Raw genomic sequence first — 13,293 nt, forward strand, 5'->3', positions numbered from 1 at the left:
AAAAGGAAAAAGAAAAAAGCGTCGTCTTCGAGTAATTAAAAAAATTGTGCAGGTATCATGTCCCCCACCTAAAGTGAATGTGACAACTCCGACGGTTGTTGGACCTACGGGACCTCAAGGGCCTGTTGGTCCTGCCGGGGGTCCTCAAGGGCCAATAGGACCTGCCGGACCTCAAGGCCCTCCCGGGCCGGCCGGGGGACCTCCGGGACCTCAAGGACCACGCGGGCCGGCCGGGCCTGCTGGCGGCCCCCAAGGACCAATAGGACCACAAGGGCCGCAAGGAATACCTGGACCAGCTGGAGCTATGGGGCCACAAGGGGTTCCTGGTCTGGTTGGCCCAATGGGACCACAAGGTCCAGCGGGCTCAGAAGGACCAGCCGGACCAGTAGGACCTCGAGGACCTGCCGGAGGAGAAACGGGACCTCGTGGACCGGCTGGTCCAGCAGGTCCTCGAGGATTTGAAGGGCCAGCAGGACCACGTGGTCCTGCTGGGGCGCGAGGGCCACAAGGAGAAGCTGGAGCACGTGGACCGGCAGGAACACCAGGAGCTCAAGGTGCAACGGGTGCAACTGGAGCTCCTGGAACGCCAGGAGCTCAAGGTGCAACGGGTTCAACTGGTGCTCCGGGAACGCCAGGAGCTCAAGGTGCAACGGGTTCAACTGGTGCTCCGGGAACGCCAGGAGCTCAAGGTGCAACGGGCACAACGGGTGCTCCCGGAACGCCAGGAGCTCAAGGTGCAACGGGTGCTCCCGGAACGCCAGGAGCTCAAGGTGCAACAGGTGCAACGGGTGCTCCCGGAACGCCAGGAGCTCAAGGTGCAACGGGTACAACGGGTGCCCCCGGAACGCCAGGAGCTCAGGGAGCAACGGGTGCAACTGGAGCCCCGGGAACGCCAGGAGCTCAAGGTGCAACGGGTGCAACGGGTGCTCCTGGGCCAGGAGGAGGGGGATTAATTCCATTTTCAACGGGAATCATCCTCAGTGGCGCTACAGTAGTATCCGCTGCTCCGATTTTAATGGGTTTTGGTAACCATACGGTTGAAGTTATTGGCGGAGGTGGACAATCAACCAGTCCACCCGAAGCAGGTGGCTTTGCTTTCCCAATCCCCTTTAATGGTACCGTTCAAAATTTACAAATAAGTGCAGATTTATTGGTTGCATCTGTGGTTTCTATCAATACACTAGGTCTTCAATATGACTTTACAGTATTCCTCGCACCGTCAGCTCCTAATAATGGGATTGATCATCTATCTTCACCTTACGTGACAACTGCATTAACTAGTTCACTCAGATTTGGATTTCCAAATAATATTATTACAGCTGGTACTTTCCGTAGCGCAACGAATCTAAATGTTGGAGGATTTTTAAATGTCTCTGCCGGTGATCGTATTGGTATTCGTGTAAGGACACTTGCGTCGACGGATGCCTCAGCAGCTGATATCACACAGCTATCATTTAGTGCCAGTTTATCTTACACTCCTTCTTAATAAGTCTCTATCTTGTAGTTAGCCATTGTCACGGATAGGTAATCAGAAGACATTTCTCCCTCTTTCTAAGTAACAAATGGAGTAACACTGGCACTTCCCTAGCCAGTGTTACTCCAAACGCGATCCGTCGGGGTGAAAACTTTCATTTCTTTACCATTCTCAACCAACATCCGAAAGTCTTCACAATAAATAACGAGACAGTTCAGATTTAGTCCTGGACTGTCCCGTTTCTCATTGTTTAATTTATTATATGAAGTCCAATAGTCAGGTTCCAAATGTTAGTATGGTTGCTGAAGAATTGGAGGCCCAATAATGAGTGTGTCATTCTGCTCTGCGAGTCGCCCAATTTCCTCAAGTGAATGTCGGCTGATTTCAGGGAAGAAATCATCAATACCGCCAGGTGCGAAGGTAAAAAGGATACGTCCCATTTCGGATCCGATGTTAGCCCACGCATGAGGTACTCCACGAGGAACCACGACACTAGTTCCGGGAGTAGCTTCAAATTCCTCCTCCCCGCATTGGAAACGGAAAATTCCTTCAAGAATCTCGAATACTTCTTCCCGCTCCTTATGAATATGCTTTGGTGGACCAATCAAAGCCGGTACACGCGCTTCCACGACAGTTATCGCTCCTCCAACTTGATTACTGTGGATGCGAATAGCCATTTGTTCGCCTGGCATCGTGTTGAACCATTCGAGATCCTTCGCAAAAGTAACGGCTGCTCCGGTTACTGCTTTATCCGTATACTCCATCTTACATCCTCCTTTACTCTATCCTCTTTTTTCTTGAAACAAAGTTTTCGTTCCACAGTTGGACAGGTGCAACCTTCTTTTATATTGCAAACCTTAAACCTATCAATTGTTCACTAAGGGTCCAGAGTCGATCAGCTCCCTCGGGATCGACCGCATATGGCATTACACCGGAGTCCGTTAATGTCGAATTATTGTCCAAATGAAATTCGGATTCAGCGTCCTGTCCCAGAGGGGCGATATCGCAGTTCTCGCAATAGACGCCGCCCATATTTTCAAGCTGTGGGTTCGTCGCGCACCATATGCTGGTAGCAGCGCCTTGCCCTACCGTCTTGAGATTTTTCGTTGGATCGAGGACTGGCTGCCCGTTCTCATCAATGACACCCGCGGCATGCAGTTCCTCCTTCGACAGATGTTTTTCGAGACCGGTGCCAACGATACTGCCCGGATGAAGGGAAAAGGCGCGCACGCCATCGGCCTGGCCGCGTTTGTCTAGCGCAACCGCAAAAAGAACGTTGGCCGTCTTCGACTGGCCATAGGCCCCCCAGCGATCATAGTCACGTCGTTCGAAGTTGGGGTCATCAAACACAACGGGTGAAAAATGATGCCCCCAGGACGAAACAGAAACCACCCGCGCGCCATTCGCCTTACGCAACGCTGGCCAAAGCCGGGCAACAAGTTGGAAATGACCCAGATGGTTCGTCGCGAATTGCAATTCATATCCTCTCGAATCTCGTGACAGAGGAGATGCCATAATGCCTGCGCTGTTTACTAGGATGTGCAGTGGCTGTCCGGTGGCAAGAAACTTATCTGCAAAGGTATTAATCGAAGCAGGGTTCAGTAAATCCATCACTTCAATTTCAACACCATCGATGTCCGCAAGGGCGGTCACCGCTTTATTGTAGTCGCGCGTCGGAACGATAACCTTGGCGCCAGCTGAACGTAGCACACGCACAGTCTCTAGACCGAGTCCGGAATAGCCTCCTGTGACGATGGCAATTTTGCCGGAAAGATCAATACCCTTAATAACGTCTTCGGCTGTCACAGAAGCTCCAAAGCCGGAGCCAATTGGTTTTTGCTTTGTTGTCATAATTAAGATCTCCTCTAAAGTTAGTATAATAAATGTCTTGTCATGCGCTTGCTGCCAATGAAACGGAACCGCAATGTCGACCTTATATATTTGCAAATCCTTGCCCATCTTTTTTGATTTATGCTGTGATTGTCATCTTAATAGGGCTCCTTTTTTGATTTTTAGACATTTAACGTAAAATGTCTATGTGTCTATATTATACGACTAGACAAAGTTTGTAAAGTGTATAATAATAACTTCATGGACGACAAAAAGAAGCTTCATATACTATCCGTTGCATTAGATGTGTTTTTCAAGTATGGCTATAAGCGAGTGTCTATGAATGAAATAGCAGAAGCAGCGGGTATTTCGCGCGCGGGTCTTTATTTGTACTTCAAGAACAAGGAGGAAATATTTAACGCATCGATTCTTCATTACGGTGACATTCTCATTGAAGAAATAGTGGGGGGACTTTCTTCCAGGGAAACGCCTGAAGACAAAATTTTATATGCATTCGAGGTATGGTCTGTAAACAATTTCGATCAATCGTTGAACTCGCCGGAAGTAAAGGAAATGACCGACAGCTCATATACATTCGCTCAAGAGTCACTTGATGCGAGCTACAATAAGCTTGAGGCCGTCTTGATCTCTATTCTTCAATCGCAGTCGAAATCCGCAGGCAGCGCAAGTTTCCTATCTCCAGAGAAGTTGGTGCATCTTTTAACAAGTGCATCCCGCGGGTTTAAACTAGTCGCCAGAAATTCTTCGGAGCTTCGCCAAATGATTGAAGACTTGCTCCGAATTACTCTCAATTAGGAGAGGATGATTCTTCTTTCTGCTATCGAAAAGTCGACTTTAAAACAGCTTATTTGTGCTCTATCCTCCCCCTTATGTCAAATAAAAACGGCAGCTGATCCCTGATCAGCTGCCGTTTTTATTTGAAGCTAAAGTTATCCGTAATATCCCTTCTAAATCATAATATTAGGGATGAAATTGGTAACTATTATTCACATAAATTGTAATTTGATGCCTACTAATAATCCGAGCACTCCCTGAGTAACTTATCTTTATCGAGCGCCCATTAGGTTGTCTTTATTTTAGGGTTTATCCAAGCTCCTAAAGCTTCTATGGGGGGCAGACTCCAAAATATCCACAGAGGAGATGTAACATGAGCGAAGGTATTGAAAACAAGGTCGTTCTGATCACGGGGGGCGGCACAGGTCTCGGAGCGGAGACCGCGCGACTCCTAGCATCCAAGGGAGCGATCGTGGCGGTGGCTGCACGACGGAAGGACAAGCTCGACGAGGTGGTCGCGCAGATTACAAAGGCTGGCGGCAAGGCTAGCGCCTATCCTCTCGATGTAGTAGACAAGGTGCAGTTCAAGGCTGTCGTCGATGCGGTCGTTGCCGATTTTGGCAAACTGGACGTGCTCATCAACAACGCCGGTTTTATGCCAATTCGTCCCATGGCCGAGGTAAACACCGATGAGTGGGACGCGATGATCGACATCAACCTCAAGGGGGTACTCTATGGCATCGCCGCAGTTCTGCCGGGCTTCCTTGCTCAGAAAAACGGTCACATCATCAATATCAGTTCGGTTGCCGGAATCAAGGTATTCTCGCCGGGCGGCACTGTCTATTCGGGCACGAAATTCGCGGTGCGTGCAATTTCCGAAGGCCTGCGCCATGAAGTCGGCGATAAGGTACGGGTAACGTCTATCGAACCCGGAGCCGTAGAAAGCGACCTGAAATACAACACCACTGGCACTGCGCAGTCCACTGTGTTGGATTTCTACAAATCCGCTATTCCAGCTAGCGCGGTGGCTCGGGCGATCACCTTTGCCATCGAACAGCCGTTGGAGGTCGATATCAACGAGATCGTTCTACGTCCTACGTCGCAGGAATTCTAATACTGCCCATAAAAACGCGCAGATCGTGATTTGCGCGTTTTTTCTTGTACTTGCTAATCTCGACTAGCTTCAAATATCCGCCATATAGTTCTTGGATAAACAATAGCCCCTTAAATATGGAGAACAATACGGCCGCAGCCGCGTCCGTGTCCTCGCTGACTCATTTCATGAGCAAGTCCGACTTCATGTACCCCATAACAATAGCGACAAATGCCGCCTGTAAGAGCTGTGCTGCAATCAACTGCCAGGAATCGGTAGAAACACTTAAAATAATGTTGTAGAGTATAGCAATTAAACATGCGCTGATCATCAAAGAATGGTTCGATATTTTCCTACTTACGGCGCCTAACAAGAACATAATGGGAATTTCTAAACCAGCACATATACTTACAACCATTCCAACATTGGCATACGTACCATGAAGCTCGTTGACAATAAATAATGGGGTAACAACCCCATTAATGGCATTGACCGCCGCAAATAGAAAGATGAAGGCAATTAACGGATAATAAATCTGACTACGTTTGAGTGTAGTTGCGCTAGAACCCAATCTCTTTTTTTGAGTGGCTCCTTTTTTAGGCAGAAAAATAAAAACAAGAGATGCAATTGTGAGAAAAATAGCAGAAGTCCCTAAAAAGAGTCCCTTATATCCAATAGTTCCTAATATGATTGTTCCGATTAAAGGTCCTACCAAGAAGCCGAGAGAGACAAGTGAACGTAAAGTGGACATCGCAAAAGTCTTGTCATCGGAGTTGCTTTCATTTGCCGATTCCTGAGCGTATGCGTAAATTTGTGGCATAGCGGCAGCCCCTAAACCACTAAAAAAACTAACGATGATAAGCAAAATCAAGAAGTTATCAAACACTAAATAGGAAGTATAGCCCAATGCAGATGAAACAGTTGCTAGTATAATAATAAATCTCCGGTCCATCCTGCGATCCGAATGTTTACCAATGAAAGAGTTTGCTACCACGCCACTTAACGAACCCACTGCTGTGAAAATGCCGAAGGCTGCCGCGCTCATGCCCAATTTCTCCGTACAATAGAGAGCTACGTACGGCAGTGAAATTGAAATACCTGTACCTACCCATAGAACACAAATGACTAACAAACTATATCCCTTGATCGCAAACAATTTAGTTAATCTAGCAAACATCTTTTGCCTCCTTAAACAGATATCCCATTCGTCTCGAATCCTAAGCAACAGAACAAAGGAGCAGTTTGCCACGGCGGCAGACATGCTCCTCGCTTTTCTAACTAAATTCGCTGCGGCGGGGCAGTGAGAACCACAGCCCGTCGAGCCAGGCTATCTGCTGTTCAGTTAAGGCATTCATGTCAGCGGCTTGCAAGCTCGCATCCAATTGCTCCGGACGACTGGCGCCAATAATAGCGGAGGTAATGCCCGACTGCTGCGTGACCCATTTTACGGCCGTTGTCACAGGATTCAATTCTTGCTCTGCACACCAAATCCGGTACCGATCAACTGCATCGAGCGTCGCTTCTTTCCAATACCGTTCTTGGTAGAAGACCCCCGAATTGTTCCCGAGTCCAAACCGGGTCCCTTCTTCGATACGAGCGTTTTTTCCATACCGGCCCGACAACATGCCGCCAGCAAGTGGGTTGTAGGTAATAATGCCGATCCCCTCATCAAGTGCCATAGGAACCAAATCGTCCTCAATCATCCGAAACAACAGATTGTACCGCGGCTGAACGCTTACGATCCTGGCATAATTTTTCCGCTCCGCAATGCCGTTTGCTTTTGCGACCTGCCAGGCCCGCCAGTTCGAGATTCCGATGTAACGGACCTTTCCTTGTTGGACAAGGTCGTCTAACGCGCGCAGTGTTTCTTCCATGGGCGTGTCTTTATCGTATTGGTGTGCTTGGTAAAGGTCTAGATAGTCCGTCTTTAAGCGGCGCAAACTGTCCTCGACCGCTGTGAAGATATGCTTCCTGCTCAAGCCCTTCTCGTTGGGGCCAGGTCCCATCGCGCCAAAACACTTTGTCGCAAGTACCAGCTTGTCTCGTCTACCTTGCAGCCACTCCCCGATGATCGACTCGGTTGCGCCGGCGACGGCATGCGATTGCCTTCCGATCGGATACACATCGGCCGTGTCAATGAAATTCACGCCAGTCTCATAGGCTTTGTCCAAAATTTCGAAGGAAGCCTTTTTATCCGCTTGGTTGCCAAAGGTCATTGTCCCCAGACACAAATTGGTTACCTTTAATCCTGTCCTTCCTAATGAACGAATCTCCATTTGATCACCTCTCTTGATGGGTAGGCCGAATAGCTAATTATTTCTCGGATGTAAATACGTCTTTTGCAAACATAATGGCTGACATTGCTTTCGGCCAACCTGCATAGAAGGCAAGATGGGTCATCGCTTCGATCAGCTCTTCTTCCGACAGACCGTTTTGTTTGGCTAAATGTAAATGGTTTTTCAGCTGCTGCGTATTTCCACCAGTAATTAGGCTCGCTACGGTAATCAAACTGCGGTCACGTGGAGAAAGTCCCTCGCGCTTCCATACATCTCCAAACAATACCTTGTCAGTTAGTTCAACCAACTTAGGCGCGAAATCTCCGATCGCCTTCTGAGCAATAGTAAGTTCTTTGGAATCTGACATTTTAATCGCTCCCTTTCCTACTTATTATGCTACACTTTTAAAAGTCATCGTTATCCCATTCGTCTCAAATGATTGCCTAATCCTCTTGTCACTACTTTCGCAATTGAAGATTGTTATACTATAATGAGAACATCAAAGGTCAACACGTAAGGAGGACAGGATGACAGGACAAATTGATCACCTACAGAATGAACTTGCTGAATTGATTGAACGACATGCGGGTCAAGACGGTGTTTATGAGACGGTGATTCCTTCATTATTTATTGTTCGTGCCTCGCAAGTGTCTCAGCCTGTTTACAGGGTATACAAACCTTGCTTTTGTTTCATCGCTCGAGGTTTTAAAGACGTGCTACTGGCCCAGGAGCGATTTGAGTATGGTCCTGCTGACTATCTGGTTTCTTCTATGAATTTGCCGGTGATCGGTCACGTCATAAAGGCTTCTCCCGATGAACCATATCTTAGCTTAAAGCTGGAATTTACACAGAATCAAATATTAGAGATATTAAATGAAGGAAACATTCAAATCGACCAGCAAGAGGGTACCAAACGTGCGATGTTTGTCGGCGAGATCGAGTTTTCCATATTGGATGCGATTATGAGATTGTCTCGTTTAATGGACAAACCGAAAGACATTCCGTTTCTGGCTCCCTACTACACGAAAGAAATTTTATACAGACTTCTTCAAGGGCAGTATGGTTCTACTCTGGCCCAAATCGCGATGGAAGGTAGCAGCACCTACCGGATCCGGGAGGCTATCGATCAAATTATCCATCATATGGATAAGCCTTTACGAATCGAGGAGCTTGCGGAATTAGCCAATATGGGGACTTCTACTTTCCACAGACACTTCAAGGAAGTAACTGCCATGAGTCCGCTTCAATTTCAAAAACAGCTGAGATTGCAGGAAGCCCGGCGCCTATTACTGTCTGAATCAACGGATGCCGCTGATGTAGCTTTCCGAGTAGGCTATGAAAGTGCATCGCAGTTCAGCCGTGAATATTCTCGTATGTTTGGTTTTCCACCTAGAGAAGATATAAAGCGCTTGAAGGCGGGCTACGACCAACGGGTCCACGCGTAAAGCAAGAAAAAGAGGGAGCAGTAGCTTAGGCGACTGCTCCCTCTTTTACGTTACTCATGTGGTAGCGAGAGGTTTAGGCAAACATTTGAGACGATTGGGATAACGATCGCTTTATCATTTGATGCATAATAAGAATGTAAAAAGAGTGGCTCTTATGGATATCATTAGGTTGACTAGCACATAATCATAAAAAACTGGAGGACTTTATATGCAAAAAGTAACTTTGAACAATGGTGTCGAAATGCCTATACTCGGTTTTGGAGTTTTCCAGATTGCAGATCAAAATGAATGTGAACAAAGCGTTTATGACGCTATTATGGCAGGTTATCGGCTGATTGATACCGCTGCCTCTTATCTAAATGAAGAAGCAGTCGGCAGAGGGATTAAACGCAGTGGCGTAGCACGAGAGGAATTATTTATAACAACGAAGCTTTGGGTTCAGGATACTGGATATGAGCGCACAAAAAAGGCATTTGAAAAGTCGCTGCAAAGATTACAATTGGATTATTTGGATTTGTATTTAATCCATCAGCCATTCGGCGATGTGCATGGTTCTTGGCGGGCTATGGAAGAATTGCATCGTGAAGGAAAGATCCGTGCCATTGGCGTTAGTAACTTCCATGAAGATCGTCTGATCGATCTAATCATTCATAATGAAGTCATTCCTGCAGTAAACCAGGTTGAAACACATCCTTTCAACCAACAAATCGAAAATGCAAAATTCATGAAAGAGAATCACGTTCAGATCGAATCTTGGGCGCCTTTTGCTGAAGGAAAAAATAACTTGTTCCAGAATGAGCTATTGGTAAATATAGCTGAAAAATATCATAAATCGGTTGCTCAGGTCGTTTTACGTTGGTTGACACAACGAGAAGTCGTTGTGATTCCAAAGTCTGTCCGTAAAGAAAGAATTATTGAAAACTTTGACATCTTTGATTTTAATTTAAGCCAAGCGGATATGGAGTCCATTACTACGCTAGATACGAAACAGAGCCTGTTCTTTTCGCATCGCGATCCTGAAATGGTGAAATGGCTTGGTAACCGCAAACTCGATATCTAACTTTTGACCGCTCAAAGTGATCGCTGTGATATTCCATAGTTAATTAGAAAACGGAGCCCGCAAACCTGCGGTGCTCCGTTTTTGTAATCGCTTTGCGATAAACAACCCCCTACGGGGTTACATCAACTTCTTTCGAAACAAGAGATTCTTTGTTTTTCTGAGCAATGATAGCTCCGCCTCTCCATAGAGATTCAACATTCTGTCATTCCTCTTCAAACAACCGTTCACCTTTATGCAATCTCCAGGCAATTTTGGCCGTATGCGGGAGCTCACGCGCGGTTGGTGCATGTGCTGCCAGATATCGAGTACAGGCGAGCAGCATCGTTTCTTTGGCCTTTTCTGCAAAAGAGCCCTTCACCGCTTGCCAGTGATTGTATTCAGCCACTGAGGCTTCATACATTTGGAAAGTGTGGAATTCAGCATCCTCTCGCAGCAGCGCATGGCCGAGCGTATTAAGAAGCGCTCCAGGATCGCCACCACCATGTATGTAGTCCACAACCCATTGCGCGGCTGGCCCAACCTGTTGGCGCAGATCGAGCAAATCGAGCATCTCTCGATGATCGGTTGGCGTGGCGGAGCTGGACGGCTTCGGCCGCGCAGCTGTCGGCACGTTTAGGAAACGGTCCAGATATACACTGACGGCTCCATGAAAAATGGCCCTCTGCAGATGAGGTTCATTCGATTGCAGCAGTCTTTCATGTACGGCATGAGCATAGGTGAACGTGTGAAGTACGGCAATCCAATCGCGAAAGTCATTCTGCGTATGGAAACGAACGATCCGTTCCGCGGCGGCCAAAGCAACGATCTGAGCCAACTGCGCCGGAGCCGTTCCCGAGATAAGCAGGTCGCGCAGCAAAGTGATCGTCTGCTCCGGCGTATCGCTTAACAACTGCTGCAGCAATTGCTGTTCCATTTCCACTGAAAGAGCTGTTTGCTGCCTTGACCCATCCGCGGGCTTCGCATTATGCTCCAGCTCAATGATCGCTTGTTTGATCGGCTCTACGAGGTTAACCGGTGCCTGCCACTGGTGCAGCTCCTCGCTCCGTGTAGGACTAGCCATCATTGGGACGAGTGAAGTTAAAATCCGCTCCTTTCGTACCACATCCGCCCACTCCAGCGCCTCAAAAGCTTTGTTATGGAAATCAAACACATGGCCGCCATCCAAGTAAAAGTGATCTGTTGCGGCAGCAAGCATCATTTCCGAAAGGCGCTTCGTGTCAATGCCTTTCATAATAGCGGTCAATAGCACTTTCTCAGCGCCCTGCGTATCCCGCACCTCAATACAATTGCGATACCACTCGGTCAACCGTTCGAATGGCACGTCAGTCGATGGCAGAGCCGACAGCAAGTGGCGGACTCCTCGCCCCGAGCTGCCACGAGCAACATGAACAAGGCCTTGGTATAAGGCAAGTATTTTTCCATTCTTGTCTAGCTTATCGACGATTTGCGCCATCGCTGTGAGAATCGTAAGTCCAGCGTTCCAACCCGCTCCATATGTCGTCCCGAATTCGATGCCAATGCGGGCGATGTCTTGCTCCGGCACGCCAGCTTCAATCAGTCCGACAACCGCTTTCGCAATAACGATGCCGATATTTTGCTCGAGCCCTTCTTTCAGTCTAATCTTATATTTCTCCGCACCTTCTACCCTTCTAGAAACCGGATTTACCCATACTTCGCCGCCATCGACGCGCACTTCATAAGACGGCACATCATCTGCCCACGGATCAAGCGTACCGCCGCTGCAGACATCGAACCGGGCATGATGCCAATGGCACGTCAAAATCCCGTCGCATAGGCTCCCCATATGGAGAGGAAATCCTAAATGCGGGCATCGGTTGTCTACGGCATATACTTGGTCCTCATGATAGAAGACAGCGATACCTCCTCGAATAACCTTTTTGCCCACTAGCTTAAGCGCTTCCAATTCACCTGCTGATATCCAGTTTAAACTGACATTCATCGATACAGCCTCCTTTATTTTTCAAGCTGCACTCCAAACTACAACAGTCGCTTTTGGTCAGAACTTATTCATTTTAATTATACGCTAGAAGATCCGTCTGATGGAGCAGGAAGTAAAGATTTTGTCATCGCATCACGAATTGCCTGTCACCGTATCCATCATTACCAATCGATTGGTTTTCCATCTCTAAAAAATCCTCCTTGCGGTCCATCAGGCCCAATCGTTGCTAACCAAAGAATAGACTCCGCTGCTTGCTTAGGTGTTCTAGGAGCAGCTGGGCCACCCATATCAGAGCTCACCCATCCCGGACAGACGGCATTGATTTTAATATCGCCCTGGATTTCTGCAGCTATCAATTGCGTCAATGCATTAAGGGCAAGCTTGGACAACTTGTATGCACCGACTCCACGCTCCGACATTTCGTTCATCATTCCATATTCCGATGATATATTAATGATTCTTCCATAGCTCCTTTTTTCCATGAGCGGTATAAAGGAACGGATGACATGGTAAACACCGAAGAAATTCGTTGACATCGTTTTCTCCAGAATAGAAGGATCCATCGTCAACAACAGTTCATTCTCATCCAGATACACGCCGGCATTATTAATCAAAACGTCTAATCTTCCAAATGTTTTTTTTACAATCAGCGAGGCTTGATGGATACTCACTTGATCATCGATATCCATTTGTACAAAAGAAACGTCTAAATCAGAATGTTTAAGGCTTTGAGCTGCTTCATGACCTTTTTCTTGATCGCGACTCGTTAAAATAACCCGAAAACCATTCAAAGCCAATTGTTTGACAAGCTCAAATCCAATACCCCGGTTCGCGCCTGTGACAAGGGCTACTTGTTTATTGTGCGACATTGAAATCCCCCACTTCCAGCCCCCTAGAAATCGTCGTTGACTTAATCCTTTTGCTTAAGTTTGTTACAATCATACTTTCTCCTCCCTAAGACTGGTATTGCTCGTCACTGACTTTTTCCATCCAATCAACAGCTTTTCCATTCAGTCGCTCTTGAATCGCTATATGCGTCATAGCTGTGGTCGGCGAAGCTCCATGCCAGTGTTTCTCACCAGGCGGAAACCAAACAACGTCACCGGGACTAATTTCCTCGATCTGGCCTCCCCAGCGTTGAACCCGTCCCTTTCCAGCCGTTACGATTAACGTCTGACCCAGTGGATGCGTATGCCATGCTGTCCGCGCACCTGGCTCGAACGTAACACTTGCCCCTGCTACACGTGCAGGATCTGCTGCTTCAATCAGTGGATCAATGCGAACCGTGCCAGTGAAATATTCAGATGGTCCTTTACCCGAAGGCACAGACCCGACTTTTCTAATTTCCATTTTCTATATT

The 13,293-nt window shown here is 47.4% G+C and carries 13 protein-coding genes; 5 read left to right on the top strand and 8 right to left on the bottom strand.

The genetic code is table 11. From position 1 onward, the window contains the following. Window positions 1-73 precede the first annotated feature (73 nt). Window positions 74-1,486, top strand: a complete 1,413-nt coding sequence (locus ACUN27_RS26110) for a hypothetical protein (protein WP_445559782.1) — start codon at window positions 74-76, stop codon at window positions 1,484-1,486. 278 nt (window positions 1,487-1,764) lie between these two features. On the opposite strand, the gene ACUN27_RS26115 is transcribed toward ACUN27_RS26110, so the two are convergent. Further along, window positions 1,765-2,238, bottom strand: coding sequence for a cupin domain-containing protein (locus tag ACUN27_RS26115; RefSeq protein WP_326063458.1), 474 nt, complete (start codon window positions 2,236-2,238; stop codon window positions 1,765-1,767). Window positions 2,239-2,317: 79 nt separating this feature from the next. Then, window positions 2,318-3,325 (bottom strand): oxidoreductase, encoded by a 1,008-nt coding sequence (locus ACUN27_RS26120; RefSeq protein ID WP_445559783.1) that lies wholly within the window; start codon window positions 3,323-3,325, stop codon window positions 2,318-2,320. Window positions 3,326-3,565: 240 nt separating this feature from the next. Between ACUN27_RS26120 and ACUN27_RS26125 the strand changes: the two genes are divergently transcribed. Further along, window positions 3,566-4,120, top strand: a complete 555-nt coding sequence (locus tag ACUN27_RS26125; protein WP_326063456.1) for a TetR/AcrR family transcriptional regulator — start codon at window positions 3,566-3,568, stop codon at window positions 4,118-4,120. A gap of 352 nt (window positions 4,121-4,472) precedes the next feature. Further along, on the top strand, window positions 4,473-5,213 hold the full coding sequence (locus ACUN27_RS26130; protein ID WP_326063454.1) for an SDR family oxidoreductase: 741 nt from the start codon (window positions 4,473-4,475) through the stop codon (window positions 5,211-5,213). A 160-nt stretch (window positions 5,214-5,373) separates the two neighbouring features. Here ACUN27_RS26130 and ACUN27_RS26135 read toward each other — a convergent pair whose 3' ends face one another. The 3 genes from ACUN27_RS26135 to ACUN27_RS26145 all read right to left on the bottom strand — a co-directional run bounded on the left by ACUN27_RS26135 (window position 5,374) and on the right by ACUN27_RS26145 (window position 7,835). Beyond that, window positions 5,374-6,369: an MFS transporter gene (locus ACUN27_RS26135; RefSeq protein ID WP_445559784.1), complete on the bottom strand. Its 996-nt coding sequence runs from the start codon at window positions 6,367-6,369 to the stop codon at window positions 5,374-5,376. A 97-nt stretch (window positions 6,370-6,466) separates the two neighbouring features. Beyond that, window positions 6,467-7,468: an aldo/keto reductase gene (locus ACUN27_RS26140; protein WP_445559785.1), complete on the bottom strand. Its 1,002-nt coding sequence runs from the start codon at window positions 7,466-7,468 to the stop codon at window positions 6,467-6,469. A 37-nt stretch (window positions 7,469-7,505) separates the two neighbouring features. Continuing rightward, window positions 7,506-7,835: a carboxymuconolactone decarboxylase family protein gene (locus tag ACUN27_RS26145; RefSeq protein ID WP_445559786.1), complete on the bottom strand. Its 330-nt coding sequence runs from the start codon at window positions 7,833-7,835 to the stop codon at window positions 7,506-7,508. A 160-nt stretch (window positions 7,836-7,995) separates the two neighbouring features. Here ACUN27_RS26145 and ACUN27_RS26150 point away from each other — a divergent pair, with 160 nt between their 5' ends. Beyond that, window positions 7,996-8,913, top strand: a complete 918-nt coding sequence (locus ACUN27_RS26150; protein ID WP_315954688.1) for an AraC family transcriptional regulator — start codon at window positions 7,996-7,998, stop codon at window positions 8,911-8,913. A 208-nt stretch (window positions 8,914-9,121) separates the two neighbouring features. After that, window positions 9,122-9,973: an aldo/keto reductase gene (locus tag ACUN27_RS26155; protein WP_445559787.1), complete on the top strand. Its 852-nt coding sequence runs from the start codon at window positions 9,122-9,124 to the stop codon at window positions 9,971-9,973. 202 nt (window positions 9,974-10,175) lie between these two features. On the opposite strand, the gene ACUN27_RS26160 is transcribed toward ACUN27_RS26155, so the two are convergent. The 3 genes from ACUN27_RS26160 to ACUN27_RS26170 all read right to left on the bottom strand — a co-directional run bounded on the left by ACUN27_RS26160 (window position 10,176) and on the right by ACUN27_RS26170 (window position 13,283). Next, the gene (locus ACUN27_RS26160) at window positions 10,176-11,933 is read right to left on the bottom strand and encodes a Rieske (2Fe-2S) protein (protein WP_445559788.1); all 1,758 of its coding nucleotides are present in this window, start codon (window positions 11,931-11,933) and stop codon (window positions 10,176-10,178) included. A gap of 161 nt (window positions 11,934-12,094) precedes the next feature. After that, complete coding sequence (locus ACUN27_RS26165; protein WP_315954691.1) at window positions 12,095-12,802, bottom strand: SDR family oxidoreductase; 708 nt, start codon at window positions 12,800-12,802, stop codon at window positions 12,095-12,097. 85 nt (window positions 12,803-12,887) lie between these two features. Next, window positions 12,888-13,283 carry a (R)-mandelonitrile lyase gene (locus ACUN27_RS26170; protein WP_315954692.1) on the bottom strand — a complete coding sequence of 132 codons (396 nt, stop codon included), beginning with the start codon at window positions 13,281-13,283 and terminating at the stop codon, window positions 12,888-12,890. Window positions 13,284-13,293: the final 10 nt, after the last annotated feature.

The sequence above is a fragment of the Paenibacillus sp. WC2504 genome, assembly GCF_052682475.1.